Origin of the sequence: Streptomyces sp. NPDC014889, assembly GCF_043081205.1 — a bacterium.
GTDB lineage: Bacteria > Actinomycetota > Actinomycetes > Streptomycetales > Streptomycetaceae > Streptomyces.
Genome location: NZ_JBIBWH010000018.1, coordinates 12,378 through 29,541, shown reverse-complemented (window position 1 = coordinate 29,541; position 17,164 = coordinate 12,378). Strand labels below are relative to the sequence as shown.

The window sequence follows — 17,164 nt, the reverse complement described above, 5'->3', positions numbered from 1 at the left end:
ACGGCAGAGGATGCTGGAAACGTCGGTGCTCCGTTGGCCCAGAGAGCAACGATCAGCAGGGACCAACGTGACGAATACGGGTGGCTTCGGCGGCGGAGAAGATCTCCAGCGGCTCAAGACAATGCTCGCGGGCTGGCGGACCTCCCTGGTGGACCTGAGCGGACGCAACCGGCTGCTCAATTTCCGCCACACGAAATCGGCGACCCTGGAGATCTCGTACCCGTCGGCCGAGGAACTCGTCGAGGGACTCGACCGAGGCTGGGACTTCGCGCCGCTCCCCGATGAGGAACCGGAGCCCGACGAGTCGGAGGAGCCCGGCAGTGCGCTGCCCGCGGCGAGAGGCGATCACGCCGGCGGAATCGTCACGCAGAAGCGCACGGCCCCTTCCCTCCTGCGCGCGCTCAACAGCCTGCGCAGTAAGTCGACTCAGCTGTTCAACGACTACGGTCTGTGGACTCTAAACCTCGGGGTCGGCATGCTCCGCTGGCGAGACGACGCGGCCGAGTCCGGTAGTGACGCACCGCTGATCCTGCTTCCCGTCGTCATTGAACGCATGAAGAACGGCAGGATTCGCCTCCGGGCCAACGACGAAGAGGAACCGCGGTTCAACCCGGCTCTGAAGGTGAAGCTGGAGCAGTTCCACATCGACTGGACGCATGTCGCCGAGCAGGACCCCACGGACCTGCGCGCGGTGCTCTCGGCCGCCGCTCACGCGGTCGAGGGCAAGAGCGGCTGGCAGGTCTCCGACCGCGTGGTGGTGGCACTCTTCGCTTCCCACAAGGAGTCGATGTACCAGGACCTGCTCGAGAACGAGGGCCGGGTCCTGGCCAGCGATCTCGTGCGGGCGATGGCGCTCGGCCCGGATGCCGGCCTCGCGACCGACCGCTTCGACTTCGAGGAGATCGAACTCGACCGGATCGACGAACTGAGCCCGCCCGAGGACCGCCCGCTGGTGCTCGACGCGGACGCCTCGCAGCGGCAGGCGATCGTCGCGGCCGTGGCCGGGCAGTCGTTCGTCCTGGACGGTCCTCCGGGCACGGGTAAGAGCCAGACGATCACCAACATGATCGCCGGGCTGATGCACGCCGGCCGCAGCGTCCTGTTCGTCAGCGAGAAGGCGGCGGCTCTCGACGTCGTCCTCGACCGGCTGCGTTCGGTCGGACTCGACTCATATGCCCTCGCCCTGCACAGCCACAACACGAGCCGCAAGTCCGTCGCCCAGGAACTCGGTCGGGCCCTCGCGGAGGAGCCGCGAGCACCACAGCTCTCCCAGCAGGTACTGGCACAGGCCCGGGAGCTGCGCCTCGCGCTGAGCGCCTACGCCGAGGCGATGAACGAGGAGCGCGCACCGCTCGGACGGACCCTGCACGATGTGATCGGCCAGGTCGGGCAGTTGGCTGACGCGCCGGTCGCCTATCTGACTTCCGATGACGGACCCGCTTCTACCGGGTCCGCTGTGTTCCGGGCCGAAGATCTGAGCGCCGACGACCTGCGATCGATCGTCGAGGCGACGAAGGCCATTTCCGCTTCGTGGGAGGCCGTTGCCGACCCGTCTTTCCCTTGGCGCCATCTACGCTCGGGCATGCCGCACCCGCGACCGGTGCTCGAACAAGCGCAGGCCGCGCTGGACGGGCTCGCCACGGCCGTCGACCGGTACCGTGATCTCGCGCTCGACGGCACACCTGCCACCGACCAGACCGCCCTCGACCGTCTGATCGCGCTCCTCCGGCTGCTCGACTCCCGCAGTCCGGTGCCGGAGAGGTGGTTGACGACGGATGCCTTCGCGGACGACGTCGAAAACCCGGCCGATGCCTTCCTGACCGAACTCCGCACAGCCCATCGCGCAGGCACGGCTGCTCGAACCCAGGTCGGTGAGCGCTGGCGCGAGCTGTCCACCAGACTTACGGCGGAGCGGAGCGATGCCGAGCAGTCGCTGACGACCATGTCGCCACCCGGGCTCGACCCCGCAGCGTTGACCGAGGAGCGGGCTCGCGAACTCGCCGACCAGTTCGACACGACTGCGGGAAGACTGGAGCGCGCTCATCAAACCCTCATGAGCGTCAGCCGTACGACAGGGCTTGCCGCGCCAGGCAGTATCGAGGACGCACGTCACCTGTGCGCCGTGATCGGGGTGGCGGCGAGTGAGCACCGACCGCTAGGGCGATGGCTGGTCCCTGACGGAGCGTCGGAGGCGGACGAGGCAGCGGTACGCGTCATCGCCGACGCGCTGACTGAGTTCTTCAGCCGACGGGACAACGTTCTGGCCGCTCAGGCTCTCGCAGCCTCGCAGGCGGGTCCGGGTTGGGCCGATCTGCGCGCCGAACTCAGCGCCGAGCGACCGGTCAACGAGCAGGCCCTCACCGAACTGGAGCCGCCCGGCATCGATATGGCGGCACTGTCCAGCCGAGCGGCCACGGAACTGGCGGACTGGCTGGAAGCCCTGGCCGACACGCTCGAAACCGCCGGCCGACGCGCCGACTCGATGGCCGCCGAGATCGGCTGCGACCGACCCAAGTCTACGTCGGAGGCCGAAGACCTGGCCGCGCTGATCGAGTCAGCCGATACCACCGATCGTGCTCTCGAAACGTGGCTGGACCCTCAGACACTGCCAGTCGTGCAGGCTGCGGTCGCCGATATCTCCGTGGCTGCCGAAGAACTGGAGGCCGCCGAGCAAGCGGCGAGCGGCGTCTTCCTGCCCGAGCTCCTCTCCACGCAGGGGCTCCCTGACGCCGTCCGGCGCCTCACCGAGGGCAGGCAAGGACTCGTCGGTATGCTGTCCAGCAGTATCCGGGCCGACCGTAAGCTCGTCGCCGCGCTCACGCACGCCGGCTCATGGCGAGGCGAGCTGTACGACAAGCTGCACCTGGCCGATGCCTGGTACACCGCGTACCAGAACCTGCGGTCGCTGGCCACGGAGCACGCCGAACTGATCGGCCGCTACAGGGGGACGAAACTGCCCGACGTCCCGGCCCTGCGGAAGGCGCTCGCGCACGCGGAAGCAGTCCACCGGCTGGCACCGGACACGGTCGGGAACCCGCACCGCAGGGGTCTCCTCGCCGCCCACCTGGCCGACGGCCGAGTGCCTCGGCGGGAAGTTCTGACGGAGGGTTCGGCCCTGTGTGGCGAACTCTCAGTGTGGCGGTGGGACTTGGCTCGCCCCGTGTTCTTGCCGTACGCGGAAGACTTGGCGAAGCAGCCGCTCGGGGACGTCGCACGCTGGCTGCGCGCCCATCTCGCCCCGCTGCGCCAGGGCATCGCCCTGCTGGACACCGTGACCTCGGTGGGGCGTCGAGAGGAGGGTCCCGGCGCCGAGCACACCACGCTGGCGTCCGCACGGGCCGCGGTCGCGGTCGCGCACGCGGCGCAGCGGGAGACAGCCGCGTTCGCCACCCGGGCGATGACCGACCGCAGGCTCCTCGGCCCCTGGTACAGAGGGCTGGACACGAACGCGGACGGCCTGCGTGAGGCCGCCCCGAACGGTATGACGGGCTACGAGCCGATGGGCGAACTCCTGCGCCGTGCGCTCGACGTGACCCGGCAGCAGCCCGGTTCGTACGCCACGGCCGACCACCGCGACCTGCTGGGCAGGTACGGCGCGGATGGACACCCGGACACCGGGGCGCTGTCCGCAGCGCTGCACGCCGCGCAGTTGGTCGCCCGCCTGGCGCCGGACAACCTCGCGGACACCGCCCGTCGATCCCGCCTCGCGGACACACTGGCCGACGACAGACCTGTGCCGCGCGAACTCCTCGGACAGACGGAACAGATCCGCGGCGAACTCGACCACTGGCACGAGTACGCCCACCAGCCGCATCTCGCCGGAGTCGGCCCGGTGCTCGCCGACCGCCCCCTGGACCAAGCCGCGGTATGGCTGCGATCGCATGTAGAGCCCTTCGAGGACGCCGTTGATCTCATCCACTCCGTCGCCCGCGTCATGGACGACACCGCCTGCCTGACTCTGACCCGGGCGCGGGAAGCGGTGACTGCGGTCGTCTCGGCACGCGCTGCCGAGTCGCGCTTCGCGGAGAACGACGCCGCATACCGGGGGTTCCTCGGCTCTCTCTACCGCGGTATCGGCACCGACCGCGACGGCGTGCTGGACGCGTTGGACTGGGCGCAGAAGGTCCGCCGTACGGCACACGGCGGCCACGCCGCGCCCCTCCCCGAGGCGGCGGCCAGGATGATCCTGACGACGTCCGCCGACTCCTCCGTGGCGGCTCGAGAGGCGGACTGGCGGCGTCAAAGGGAATCGCTGGTCGGGTATTTCGAGCCCGAGCGGGCCGAGGAACTTCGGCGTGAGCTCTCCTGGACGCTGCCCGCCGCCAAAGCCGTCCTGTCACGTCTGGACCGCGACTCCTTCGGGCCGGAGGCCTGGACTGCCTGCGCCGAGGCGCTGACCGTCCTCGGCGGGTATCACCTTGACGGACTGCCCGACCAGATGGCTCGCCGTGACGTCTCGGCCGAGGACTTCCCCGCGGCGGTGGAGCGCGCGGTGCTCGCCGCCTGGCTCGAGCACCAGCTCGCCACCGACGCCCGGCTGAAGCCGATGCGGGCCGGCGAGCGCGACCAGTTGGTGGAGCGTTTCCAGTCAGCCGACAAGGCCCTGGTGGAGGCGGCCCATGCCGAGGTGATCGCCGCGTGCAACGCCCGCCGACCGCGCCGTACGTCGGTCGGGCAGGCCGCTGTGATCCGCAGGCAAGCCGAGATGCAGCGTCGCCACATGCCCGTACGACACCTGCTGAAGCAAACCCGCGAGGTCGTGAAGCTGATCAAGCCCTGCTTCATGATGAGTCCACTGACGGTCAGTCAGTTCCTGCCGCCAGACTTTGAGTTCGATGTAGTCATCTTCGACGAGGCGTCCCAGGTGCTGCCCCAGGACGCGGTGAACTCCGTCTACAGGGGCAAGGCGCTCATCGTGGCGGGCGACCAGAAGCAGTTGCCGCCGACCTCGTTCTTCAGTGCGGGCGGTGACGGAGACAATGACGACGAGTGGGACGAGGAGGGCGTGGACAGCTACGAGTCCATCCTCGACATGTGCAGGGGCAGCGGCGTACTGCGCGGCATGCCGCTGCGCTGGCACTACCGCAGTCGGCACGAGAATCTGATCGCCTTCAGCAACCACGAGTTCTACGACGACTCTATGACGACGTTCCCGGGTGCGCTCGAACAGGGCCCGGACATCGGCGTGGAGTTCATCAAAGCGGACGGCATCTACGACCGCGGCGGCCGGAGCAACAACCCGGGCGAGGCCGCGAAGGTGGCCCAGCGCGTCATCCACCACTTCGATACCCGACCCCGGCTGACCCTCGGCGTGGTAGCCCTCTCGAAGGCGCAGGCCGAGGCCATCGAGGAGGCGGTGCAGAAGGCGAGGGAGGCCCGTCCGGACCTCGACCGCTTCTTCACGGAGGACCGGCTCGACGGCTTCTTCATCAAGAACCTGGAGACCGTCCAGGGCGATGAGCGTGACGTGATCATCCTGTCCATCGGCTACGGCCGCGATCAGCAGGGCAAGCTGCACTCGTCCTTCGGCCCCATGAACAACAAGGACGTCGGCTGGCGGCGCCTCAATGTGGCGGTGACCCGTGCCCGGCGCCGGATGGAGGTCGTCGCCTCCTTCTACGGCGGCGAGCTGCGCGACAGCGGCAATAGGAGCGTGCAGGCCCTCAAGCGGTACCTCGAGTACGCCCAGCACGGCCCGCAAATCCTCCAGACCGACGCGGCCGATCCGGACGCGGCGCCGGAAAGCCCCTTCGAGGAGGAGGTCATCGACCTGCTGCGCGGCTGGGGCTACTCGATGCAGCCGCAAGTGGGCGTCGCCGGTTTCCGTATCGACATGGCCGTACGTCACCCGGCGGCGCCCGGCAGGTACGCGCTGGGCATCGAGTGCGACGGTGCCATGTACCACTCCTCGCGGGCGGCCCGGGACCGTGACCGGCTGCGGGAGGCGGTCCTGCGCGACCTCGGCTGGAAGCTGCACCGGATCTGGGGCACGGACTGGTATCGCAACCGGCGGGACGCGATGGCGCGGCTGCGTGCCGCGGTGGAGGCGGCGTGTGAAGCGGATCCTCATACGGTGCGGGTTCCGCACGTCGCGGAGGGCAGGGCGGACGGAGAGGGTGGTGATACGGCGGCTGCCGCTGACGTTGCCGCGACTGCGGGCGGTGAGGAGGTCGCTGAGGCGGCGGGTGGTGACCCGGCGCCGCGAGTGGAGTTCGTGACCGTCGATACCGGGCCGTCGTCGTGGAGCCGTCCGTACCAAGTCGCCGACCACAGCGAGCTGGTCAACGTCCGCTTCGACTCCGCCCGCCTCCGCGGACTCGACGACATCGCACTCCAGGATCCCGATGCCGTCGGCGTGGTGGCCGACGTCGCGCTGCGCGTCGTCGAAGCAGAAGGCCCGATCGAGGAGGAGCTGATCTTCACTCGGGTCCGCTCGGTGTGGAACAAGGCCAGCTCCGGACCAGTGATCAAGGACCGGATCCGCCGGGCACTGCTGAAGCTGGTCAGGCAGCGCAAGATCGTCCGCATCGGCACCACGGCCTACGATCGGCCGGACCATGAGGTGACCGTCGCTCGCACGCCGATTCCCCGCTGCGACCGGAAGGTGGCCCTGGTGCCGGCCGTCGAGCGGCAGCTCGTGCTGAGGAAGGTGGTGGAGGAAGGTCCGGGCGTACACCGAGAGGACCTGCTGCGCGAAGCCGCCCGCTTCTTCGGGTGGGCGCGGCTCGGGTCTGATATCCGGGATGCCTTGACCGCCGACATCGACAAGTTGATCGCCGGCGGCCACCTCGTGGAGGCGGAGGGTGGCCTGATGCCTGCAGAGAGTGCCTGAGCGCGCGTACTTGGCCGGCCTTCTGAAGCCCTGCGCGGTACTGGGCCAGGAGCGCGGCGGCCTGGTCGAGCGGGCAGGGGCAGGGGAAGACGGGCAGGCCGCGCTCAGCGGCGTCCACCCTGACACGTCGATTGCCGAGTGGCCCGTTGACGCAGCGGTGTCCCCAGGTGCGCTTCTGGCGCAGTCAGCCAACCAGAAGCCGCGCCGGTGATCGGCATGGACCGCCGGTAGAAGCGGGTGGCGGCGCGAGGTCCTCGGCGTCGGCTGCCTGTCGATCAGGGACGCCTGTCCGCGAGCCGTGGAAACAGAGCTTCTGCGTTACCTCGCACATCGCTGCCGCCCGCGACCTGGGCATGGACGTGGCCGGGTTGCTGATGATGTCCCACATGGCCGAACTTGCCGAACTGGCCCGCCAGGCCAAGCTGATGGAGTCCTACGGAGCTCGGTGCGTCTACGTCACCGACTCCGGCGGCCGCCTGACCATGGACGGCGTCCGCGATCGCGTCCGCGCCTACCGCGATGCCCTCGCCCCGGACACCGGCTTCGGCATCCACGCCCACCACAACCTCGGCCTGGGTGTCGCCAACTCCGTCGTAGCGTCGAGAACGGAGTCACCCGCGTCGACGCCTCCCTAGCCGACCAGGGCGCCGGAGCCGGAAACTGCCCGCTGGAGGCGTTCATCGCGGTCGCCGACCTGATGGGCTGGGACCACGGCTGTGACCTGTCCCCCTGATGGACGCCGCCGACGACGTCGTACGTCCCCTGCAGGATCGCGAGGTCCGCGTCGATCGCGAAACCCTCACCTTCGGCTACGCGGGCGTGTACTCCAGCTTCCTGCGCCACGCCGAGGCCGCCGCTCGCCGACACGGCCTCGACACCCGCGCGATCCTCGTCGAGGTCGGCCGGCGCAAGATGGTCGGCGGCCAAGAGAACATGATCACGGACATCGCCCTCGACCTCGCGGCGGCCGATTCCGCCAGGTGACCTGACCGGGAGCGATCAGCGTGGTGCCTGACGCACGACCGGCTGGGACCTGTCCGAAGTAGGTCCGGCCACATCCTTCAGTCCGCCAGCCCCCGTCCAGGAGCAGCGGAACTCCGCCCGCTTCGCCGAGCGGCTACCGGTCACGATGCGGTTCGCCGGCGAAGTTGGCGCCATCCTTCGCGACCTCCCCGACGCCTATGAACCCGAAGCCCGGTACGCCTTCTACATGTAGATGCGGATCTCGGTGACCGTGGCTGCCGGGTACGCCGTGAGGTTTTCAAGCTGGCACAGCTCACCTCCGGCAGGCCCGAACTCCACTTACTGACCTTCAAAGCGTGGTGTCGGCAGGGGCTGACGGCCCGTGATCCTTGCGGTATGCCGACTGCATGCGGTATGCGCAAGGGGGCGGACTGACCGACGAGCGGCGGGTCTTCCGCGAGAAGCTGAGGATGGCGGCGGCCGAGCGGTTCGTCCAGGGTGACGAGAACGCGGTCATAGCGCACGACCTGCGGGTCAGCGTCCGGTCGGTACAGCGCTGGCGCAAGGCCTGGTCCCAGGGCGGGCCGAGAGCCCTGGCCTCCAAAGGGCCGGCGTCATTACCGCTGCTCAGTGACGAGCTGTTCACCGTGCTCGAGCAGGAGCTGGCCAAGGGGCCGGTGGCGCATGGCTGGCCGGACCAGACCTGGACCCTGTCACGGATCAAGACGCTCATCGGGCGTCGGTTCCACAAGAGCTACACCGTGCAAGGGGTCGCCGCGCTGCTCAAGAGGCATGGTTGGAGCTGCCAGGTACCGGCGCGCCGGGCGGTGGAGCGCGACGAGGCGGCGGTGGCCGGCTGGGTGAAGGAGACCTGGCCCCAGGTGGAAGGACCGTGGCGGCGCTCGGCGCCTGGCTCGTCTTCGAGGACGAGGCCGGCTTCTCGATGACGCCGCCGACCACCCGCACCTGGTCCCGCCGCGGCCACACTCCCGTCGTGCGTGTGCGGGGACGCTCCCGCCGCCGGTTATCCGTCGCCGCCCTGGTCTGCTACAAACCCGGCGAACGCTCCCGGCTGATCTACCGGCCCAGCCCGGACGCCCGACCCGACGGACGCAAAAGCTTCTCCTGGAAGGACTACCGCGATCTGATCCAGACCGCCCACCAGCAGCTCGGCGGTCCGATCGTGCTGATCTGGGACAACTTGAACACCCACCTGACAGCCGGGATGCGCCGCTACATCGCCGAATGGGACTGGCTCACCGTCTATCAACTCCCGTCCTACGCCCCGGACCTCAACCCGGTCGAGGGCATCTGGTCGGTACTGCGGCGCACCACCACCGCCAACCGTGCTTTCGCCGACCCGTAAGACCTGATCAACGCCGTCCGGCGGGGCTTACGCCAACTCCAGTACCGCCACGACGTCCTCGACGGCTGCCTCACCGGAACCGGACTGGTGCCCGCCCCACCATGACGACATCACGCATTCAAGGTCAGTAGGTCTTTCAGTCGAGGTCTCGTGACGCGATCAGCCGGTTGGTGAGTTCCACCGTGGCGAGGTACCACCAGAAGATCCAGTCGAGGAACGCTTCGTCGTAGTCGCCGCGCTGGTCGGCCCTGCGGTGGCGCAGGTCGTAGCGGTTGGCGATCTCGAACAGCGCCCCTTCGTCGGGCTTGCCGACCTGCTCTTTGATCAGGGCGCGGCGTTCTTCGAGGATGCCCGCGAGGGTGACGATCGCCGATCGCTTGCTCTCGGCTGACGTGCCGCGTCCTGCGTGGCGGATCCGGGTGGTGGTGTCTGGGACGCTGTCGTTGAGGGTGCGGTGCACCAGCGTGCTGCGGGCGTCGTCGGTGACGGCGACCAGGCGCCCGAGGTCTTCTCCTTCGGCGGCGAGTTCGTACTCGATGCCGGCCTCGCGCAGCAGCTGGTTGACACGGCGTGCACCGGTTCGAACTGGACTGCGGTTGGCACACAACCGGTGGGGGAACGGACCGAGCGGCACGGGCGCTGCCAGCGAAAGCCGTACGCCCGCGAGCTGGAGTACGCGCCAAAGGACGTCACGGCAGCCGAGAAGGTCGCGCTCGTGCGGGCCTTCGTCGACGCAGCCCTAGCCTCGCAGGAACCCTCGCCATTCCTTGACGCCGGGCCCGAGGGGCAGTGACCCCGGTGCCCGTCGCGGCCCGCAGGGACCAGTTGCCCATGAGGGAGCTGGTGTCGAGCAGGAACCCCGCGGCGGTGCCGATCAGACACCCGGCGGCCATCACCGCGATCATGCCGAGGGCCGTCGAGCTGAGAAGGGGGATCAGGACATTGAGATCACGGCCTCCACCGGGCGCCCTGGGTCTCCCGCCTTGCCCCGGCTCTCCACCGTTTCACCTGTACCGTTCGGAGCGGCTCCGAGCCTTCGTCGGAAAAGGCCATGACGTTGTCAGGGGCTGCTCGTATCTTCAGACCATGACCGTCACTGCCCGCCGGGAGCTGGTGAGTCCAGCGACCCGCAACGCTTTCCGCTCGCTCGCCACGGATCTGACCATCCGGATCGTGGAGGAGCTGTGGGAGGACCATGGGTTCGCACCCATCCCTCCGGAGGAGCTGAAATACGACGACCCCGGGCAGCGGCGGACCACGTTCATGCTCTACGCGGAAGGCGTGGATTGGTCTGACCCCGAGCATGTCCGGCGGGCGCTCCTCGTCTTCGAGGACTTCATCCGCGCGTACCGGGACCCTGACCAGCAGGGCACCCCCAAGTGGCTGGAGGACATCGGCGTTCGGCTGGAGCGGGACGGATTCCTTCTCGACAAGAGCGGCCGGATCTCGTGGAAGCACCCGCCCATTTCCCTCCTCTCCCGGGATCTGAGCGCACTAAGTGACAGCTCGGGGATCGTTGTCGAGCTGGAGCGGATCAGGCGAGACCTGACCACGGACCCTCATGGGGCCATCGGAGCCGCCAAGCAACTCATCGAGGCGACGGCGAAGACGGCCCTCCGGGAGCTAAGCATCGAGATCGACAAGAACGCCGCCCTCCCAGCTTTGGTCAGCAATGTCCAGAAGGCACTGAAGCTCGATGCCGCGTCGGCTCCTGACGGGCCCGACGGCAGCAAAGCCGTGAAGAAGATTCTTTCCGGCTCGGTGAACATCGCCGTGGGCGTGGCCGAGCTACGCAACCAGGGCTTCGGTAGCGGCCACGGGCAAGCCAGTGCGCCGTCCGGACTAGGGGTCCGTCACGCACGTCTGACGGTCAACGCTGCTGTGACTTGGTGTGAGCTGATTCTCGACACGCTCTCGGACCCCGCAGCGCCCTGGCGCAAGCCCGCCACTTGACCTAGCGGCCTTCTCGATCATAGGGCGGGGGAAGCGAGGGGCCGAGCCGGGTGGCACGGGCCGAGGAAGACTGCGATGCCGTTGCCGTCGGGGAGGGGTGGGTGGCCTGCGTCCAGCCCTGCCAGCCCTGACGGCGGTAGAAGGCCATGGCCCGGCCCGACCGTACGGAGGTGAGCAGCCAGGAACGGCCTTCGGAGGCGTCAGCGGTGACCGCCTCCAGTAGGCCGGCCGCGAGCCCGGTGCCGCGCGCGTCGGAGCGGACGGCGAGCTCGTCGACCTCGCGGGAGCCGCATAGCCACTCCACCGTGCGCTTGGGTCCGAGGCCCGCGGTGGCCTGCGGGTAGCAGCGATCGGCGGGGAAGGGCGAGTGGGTGGTCCAGGCGGTGGCGAAGACGAGGACCTCCCCGCCTTGAATGGCGAGCGCGGCGGTGAACCCCGGACGCCGTACGTTTGCCGGCAGCCGACCGACGAATTCGACTGCCTTCTCCTGCTCCTCGTTCCAGGGTGGGGCGCAGAAGGCGTCGACGTACACGGAGTGCAAGCCACGGGTATGGGCGAGCAGTTCGTCGCCCCCGACGACGCGGATGTCGGTGGTCATCAGGCCCGTTGCGCACGTTGGCGATCGGATCACCAGTGGTGACCATAAGGCGCCCCCGCGCCTGAGGATCATTGCTGTCGGAAGGAAAGTAGATGTCTGCGTCACGGCCGAAGTCATGACCGCCCTCGACCGCCGACAACCCCGGATACCGGGACTGCAACAGGGCGCAAGCGCACCGTTCGAACTCTGCTGGATGGACAGATTCGTTGAGAGCCTGCCGCACGCGAGCCGGAAGATTCACAACCCACATGCTATGCACCGTGTGCGTTCTACGGTTGTGGAAAGCCGCTCAGCCGGACGGCTCGCCGTCTGCTGGGAAAGTCGGACCCGCTCGACGCACAGGTCGCCGCGCGGGCCGTACTCCGCGGTCGCCCCCGGGCCCGGGCCAAGTCCGGCGACGGCCTGCTACCGGATGCTTCTCTTGACTTCGGTGACGATGGTCCCAGGCTTGCCACCCTGTGCCGTGCGGCTGGCGCTTTGGCTGAACTCTCTCCAGACACGCGGGCGTTCGGCTGTCACTGGCTGCCGTTCACCGATCATGCCCTGGACCAGGCAATGGCCGCTGCGCTCGAGGTGGTGCTCGAGCCACTCTCTGGACGCGAGGAGACTGTAAGCCCTGCCGCTTGGGCGGTCCCATGTCAGGTACTGCACCTGCAGTTGCCCGTCGGTGTCGTACCAGAAGGGGCGGTCCGGGTCTCGCCGCAGCCCGCTGTCTCTCAGGAGTGGGTCACTGGGCAGCGTCACGGAGACGGACGCGTCGAGGGAGCAATCAAGGCTCTGACCGCTCCAGTTGTAGGTCTGGTCGGTCGGAATAGCGGTGACGGGTTCCCCGTCGGGGTCTGTGGCGAGGACCATCCGGCCCTGCGGCTGTGCGGCGCGGATGCGCTCCAGCCAGTCGTCCTCGTCATCTTCCATCGGACCGTCCGCCCACTGCTCCGCGAGCTCCAGGAGCAGCTCTTCCCGGCGCTTCTCCCTCCGCTCCCGCCAGATGGCGGGGATGGCGACGCTCTCCTCCGAAGCCGGTGGTCCAGGGGCTGGCTCCAGGGAGGACAGATCGGCGTCCCCTGGAACAGGGGAGTCGTCCCCCACCGGAACCGGGTTCGTCGTACTGAAAGGTACTCACATGCCAGGAGTCGGGTTCCGGATCGGTCCAGGGACCGGGCACGGTGGGGAAGTCGGCCAGGAGAAGGCTGTGGCGATCGGCTCCTTCGGGCATCAGCCGGTTTGTGAACGAACGTCCCTCAAGCCATGTGAGCAGGCTGGTGAGTTGAGGGGCGGGCACGAGCCAGCTGTGGATGCGGTGCCACTGCTCTGCCTGGCCGCGGGCGACGTTCCATCCTCGGCCGTCGTGGTCGTCCACGGCCTGTTCGTAAAGGACGATCCACTGCCTGTCCTGGCTGTCAGTGCGGATGCCCAGTTCGTCGAGGTCGGGCAGGTTGTCCGGACGGCTGATCCATTCGTCGACGCCCTCGTCATCGGGCAGGTCGGGGACAGGTGGTGCCAGCGGGTGTGCGGGGTCTGCGGTCGCGAAGGTGGCGTGGTCGGCTTCGTCTCGACTGTTGTCGTCGTCGGTGTCGGAGAAGGGGTGTCGGGCCGGGGGGAGGGAGGGGTCGATGTCGAGCAGCGACAGTCGTGCCGCTCCGGGGTATTCGGCGGCGTCGTGCTCGGTCCGCCGGTGGGGGTGCCGATGGTTCGCCAGGCGTTCCACGAGCTCGTGGAGGGCCATCCACTGGTACTTCTTGCCGATCCGTTCGCCCTTGTGAGACTGACGGGAGCCAGAGTGGCGGGAACGCATGTTGTCGAATTCGGCGAAGAGTTCAGGTGTCCAGCCCAGGTCGGCGACGCGGGCGAGGATCCAGCGTGCGGCCCACTGTGCGTCGACATGGGCAGCGGCGAGGCGTTCGTCGTCTGCCGGGGGCACTCAGCAGGCTCGCAGCTGCGCGTACTGGTCCACGTCGAGGACGTCCCTCGCCTTCCTCCCGGTGAGGAGTTGTTCAACGGCAGCCGGTGTGCTCAAGGCGGGCCGGACGGACTCCGGAAGGCTTTGCGCGAAGGCTGGGATACGGGCGGGGTCGACTACGGCGGGATCGTCGGCGCGCTGCCACGCCGGCCGACGGGGATAGTCGGTCGACAACGGCAGCAAACTGAAATGGCGCACGGCCGGCCGGACCTGGTAGTCCGCAAAGTCTCCCAGCGGTGAAAGGGACGAGCGGAGGGGCCCCCACAGCGACTCCTTCTGCTCCCGCAACGGGAAGAGTACGTCGAGGTCCTCCTCCGCAGGAGCCTGCCCGATCTGAGCGCAGGCGTGCGGATGCCTGACCGCGTCTGCTTCTTCGCCGGTGACGACTCCAGCGTGGTGCGCCAGGGTGACAACGCGTGTAGCCGCTTCGCACCGCAGCGCGTTCCGTGAGGCATGCGCGGGCGAATCAATGGCACCGTAGGAGTACGTGAGGAGCCGCCGGGCGACTGTGCCGAGGAGGTCGTGCTGGCTGGCGTCCTCGCCGCGACGGGCCAGGACTCCGTAGGTGACCCATACCAGGCGCTCGAAGAGGTAGGGATCGTCGATCTTCTCCGCGTCCTCGTGGAGGAATCTGTCCAGGAGGGAGACGAGAACGTCTCCGTGTCCCAGGAGCAGCTGCACGAGGGCTTTGGTGGCCCGGTCCCGCAGGAACCGGTTGGAGGATGTGAGGGTCCACACCAGTGTCGTGGCCGCCAGCCGGACGACTTCCTCGTCGTCGGCTCCAGCCGCCTGCACCGGCTGGCGTGTCCGATTACCGAGCCGAGGCCGGGCCGTGAGGGACGCAGGGTGGAGATGGCGCGGGGTGGGGTACTGCTCGGCCCAGCGCAGCAGCCGGTGCAGTGCGGTGACGTCCCACAGCAATGAGTAGGTCTCGACGCCCCACCATGCGTCGCGCTCGGGTCGCGGCTTTCGCAGTAGCACCTGGTGGAGACGGTCGGCGTTCAGCAGATGCCCCGACTCGGCGGTCACCGCCACCGCGGCCTCCAGCACGTCCGAATTGCGTCCGTGACGTGCGGCGGTCTCGTTGAGGAGTTCGATGGTGCGTTCGTTAATACTGTGTGTGCTGCGCAGCGGAAGCGTTTCCAGAAAGCTGCGGGCCAGCCGGTAGCCTCGTGCGTCCGCGCGCCTGCCGGGGCCAGCGGCGGCCGTTACCGATGGGGGAGAGCCAGCCAGCAGGTCGATGAGTTCCGTCCCGGTTTGCTCGGGCAGGAGAATCGATGCCGCCTCCTGATAGTTCGGGGCAGCCTGACCCAGCCAGCTCCGCAGCGAGGAATCGGCGGCCAGCGGGCGTCCCTCGCGTAGCGCGTCGATCTCGTCCTGGTGGGCAGCGAAGACCGACCGCACAACACGGGTCGTCGCCGAACGCCTGGTAAGGAAAACCGATACCGGTTGCCTGTTCGGCCATGAAGGTTCGCTCGTTGGACACCAGCCCCTGGGCGAGGAGTTGCCCGAGCATCGTTTCCGGCCATGCGGTCGCCGCCGGAGCGTACGCGTCGACAAGAGCGCGGGCTTCCTCACGCGGCAGCACGGAACGCTGTGCGGCGGCCATGCGCGAGGCCAGGGCGTCCACCGCACGGTGCACGGGCCGCTCTAGAGGATCGAGCCCGAGCCGGGAGCAGATGGTCGCCGCACGATGGTCGACATAGGCGTCGAACACCGCACTCCGGTCACGCGGATGCCCGCCCGACCCGCCACGCTTCAAGCTCTTGCTCAGACTGTCCGCGTACAGCTTTACGAACAACGGGTTGGTGAAGACCGAGGCCAGCAGGGGATTGTTGGGAAGCGCCGCCGCCACACCCCGCAGATAGCTCTCCAGCCCTTCCATCTCCCGTCCTGCAAAGCCGGAGTGCACGGAAGCCGGCACATCGAAACGATCAGGCACGACGATCGACTTGAAGGTCGAGCGGCAGGACACCAACAAAGCGATGTGCTGGTACCCGGCCAGACGCACCTGCAGTGCGAGCAGTTCGCTCTTCCAGTTCCCGGCGTCGTCGGAGTCATTGAGCGCATCGATGATCAACAGGAAGCGGCAGCCGCTGGCCGCGCCAGCGGCGTCCAGCGCCTGGAGGAAGTCCCGCTCGGCAAGCGGCCCCAGGCCACGCTTCTGCGCGATCTCACTCAACGTGTCGTGCCCGGTGAGCTCCTGCCCGAACACCACCAGCGCCGGACGGCCCTCGTCTACGGCCCGTCGCGCGGCGTCGACCAGCAGATGCGTCTTGCCCTGCCCTGCTTCCCCTAGGAGCAGCCAGGTCTTCTTCTCCGCTGCCTGGGCAGCGGGACTCCGCAACAAGTTGCCCAAGCGCTCGCAGGCGTCGAGGGCACGAGCCAGAGCGCGCTCGCACAACCATTGCACGCTCTGCGCCGCGGTCACCGGAGCGCCTGCGCCCTGTCCGGCCGCAGAGGTGGCGTCGTCGCTTTCGGACTCTTCCTCAGCGAACCGGCCAGCCATGTCCCTGAACTCACCCAGCCGTTCCAGCATGTCCTCCGCCACAGCCGAGCTCTGCTCGGCGGGGAAACCGGACGATGCGGATGCAGCGGACAGGTCGCGGACCAAGGTGTCCGCGCCTTCCCGCAATGCGGGCGTCCACGCGTGCACCCAGCGCGACAGCGCCTGATGGTCGGGGCTGCTGTCCGGCGCGGGATAGCTGTCGTACCAGCGCGTCATCTCGGAAAGGAGCGTCACCACAGCGGACTGCAGATCCCGGGACCGCTGGACGCCCTGCCTCAGAAACTCCTGTGGCAGGGCGCACGCATCCGCCACGCGCGCAAGGGGGCAACGCCACATGATGCTCGGGTGTGTACCGCGCCTCGGCCAGACGCTCAGCAAACGTGACCTGTTCCCTGAACCACTCGCTGCCCAGCGCCCGCCGTTCGAAGAAGAACCACTGACGTCCCTCATTTCCAGGGCGGGTCAGCCGCTCCAGCAGCTCACCGCCACCGACGTAGCGGATCTCCACGTCGGCAAGACCGGGCAGGTCCTTCTACCACCGGGCGATGTTGTTGTTCCACCGCTCCCTCGCACCGGTACGCGCGTTCCCGCGCGGTGTGACGGGGGTGGGGTCGGAGAGGTCGAAGGGGGTGAGGAACTCAAGCCGGACAATCTTCCGGTTCGCGATGTTCTCACCGACTGTCTTGGCGCTCTTCTTCGCCTGAGGGATGAGATCGTCGATGTTGTGGACGAACTTGACCTGGTATCCGTGCGCAGCGCTGCCGTCGGGCGCCTGGTCGTACCATTCGACGCCGCCGTCCGGAGCAGCAGTTTTGATCGTCTCCCAGCCTGGAGGCGCCGGCGTGCGGAGCTGGAAGCAGAGTTCCTCGAACGCGCGATGCTGGCTTCCGTCCCATTCACGGATGCTCTGCCAGTTGTGTGCCCTGCTGTCGTTCGATGCCACTGCCGTCCTCTGACCGTCCTGCCGCCCCACCGTGCGCGTG

The 17,164-nt window shown here is 68.3% G+C and carries 8 protein-coding genes and 4 pseudogenes; 5 read left to right on the top strand and 7 right to left on the bottom strand.

The window, feature by feature from the left end; genetic code table 11:
* Nucleotides 1-67 precede the first annotated feature (67 nt).
* The 4 genes and pseudogenes from ACF09J_RS30370 (at nucleotide 68) to ACF09J_RS30355 (ending at nucleotide 9,266) form a co-directional block, all read left to right on the top strand.
* On the top strand, nucleotides 68-6,832 hold the full coding sequence (locus tag ACF09J_RS30370) for a DUF4011 domain-containing protein (protein ID WP_392308659.1): 6,765 nt from the start codon (nucleotides 68-70) through the stop codon (nucleotides 6,830-6,832).
* Nucleotides 6,833-7,158: 326 nt separating this feature from the next.
* Nucleotides 7,159-7,816 (top strand): annotated as a pseudogene (gene dmpG, locus ACF09J_RS30365) (4-hydroxy-2-oxovalerate aldolase); the annotation flags it as partial.
* Nucleotides 7,817-8,202: 386 nt separating this feature from the next.
* Nucleotides 8,203-8,742 (top strand): winged helix-turn-helix domain-containing protein, encoded by a 540-nt coding sequence (locus ACF09J_RS30360; RefSeq protein WP_392308658.1) that lies wholly within the window; start codon nucleotides 8,203-8,205, stop codon nucleotides 8,740-8,742.
* Nucleotides 8,739-9,266: pseudogene (locus ACF09J_RS30355) on the top strand (transposase). The gene ACF09J_RS30360 and the pseudogene ACF09J_RS30355 overlap by 4 nt, the downstream one beginning before the upstream one ends.
* 31 nt (nucleotides 9,267-9,297) lie before the next feature.
* Here ACF09J_RS30355 and ACF09J_RS30350 read toward each other — a convergent pair.
* Nucleotides 9,298-9,729 (bottom strand): annotated as a pseudogene (locus ACF09J_RS30350) (hypothetical protein); the annotation flags it as partial.
* A 518-nt stretch (nucleotides 9,730-10,247) separates the two neighbouring features.
* On the opposite strand from ACF09J_RS30350, the gene ACF09J_RS30345 reads away from it, so the two are divergent.
* Nucleotides 10,248-11,114 carry an abortive infection family protein gene (locus ACF09J_RS30345; RefSeq protein WP_392308657.1) on the top strand — a complete coding sequence of 289 codons (867 nt, stop codon included), beginning with the start codon at nucleotides 10,248-10,250 and terminating at the stop codon, nucleotides 11,112-11,114.
* Nucleotides 11,115-11,131: 17 nt separating this feature from the next.
* Here the strand turns inward: ACF09J_RS30345 and ACF09J_RS30340 are convergent.
* From ACF09J_RS30340 to ACF09J_RS30315, 6 genes and pseudogenes are all read right to left on the bottom strand, one after another.
* Nucleotides 11,132-11,712 (bottom strand): annotated as a pseudogene (locus ACF09J_RS30340) (GNAT family N-acetyltransferase).
* A 405-nt stretch (nucleotides 11,713-12,117) separates the two neighbouring features.
* Nucleotides 12,118-12,627 carry a hypothetical protein gene (locus ACF09J_RS30335; RefSeq protein WP_392308656.1) on the bottom strand — a complete coding sequence of 170 codons (510 nt, stop codon included), beginning with the start codon at nucleotides 12,625-12,627 and terminating at the stop codon, nucleotides 12,118-12,120.
* Nucleotides 12,617-13,633, bottom strand: a complete 1,017-nt coding sequence (locus tag ACF09J_RS30330; protein WP_392308655.1) for a hypothetical protein — start codon at nucleotides 13,631-13,633, stop codon at nucleotides 12,617-12,619. Before ACF09J_RS30330 ends, ACF09J_RS30335 begins: the two co-directional genes overlap by 11 nt.
* Complete coding sequence (locus tag ACF09J_RS30325; protein ID WP_392308654.1) at nucleotides 13,634-14,722, bottom strand: hypothetical protein; 1,089 nt, start codon at nucleotides 14,720-14,722, stop codon at nucleotides 13,634-13,636.
* Nucleotides 14,723-14,780: 58 nt separating this feature from the next.
* The gene (locus ACF09J_RS30320; RefSeq protein ID WP_392308653.1) at nucleotides 14,781-16,415 is read right to left on the bottom strand and encodes a hypothetical protein; all 1,635 of its coding nucleotides are present in this window, start codon (nucleotides 16,413-16,415) and stop codon (nucleotides 14,781-14,783) included.
* 298 nt (nucleotides 16,416-16,713) lie between these two features.
* Nucleotides 16,714-17,124 carry a hypothetical protein gene (locus ACF09J_RS30315; protein ID WP_392308652.1) on the bottom strand — a complete coding sequence of 137 codons (411 nt, stop codon included), beginning with the start codon at nucleotides 17,122-17,124 and terminating at the stop codon, nucleotides 16,714-16,716.
* Between the last annotated feature and the right edge of the window lie 40 nt (nucleotides 17,125-17,164).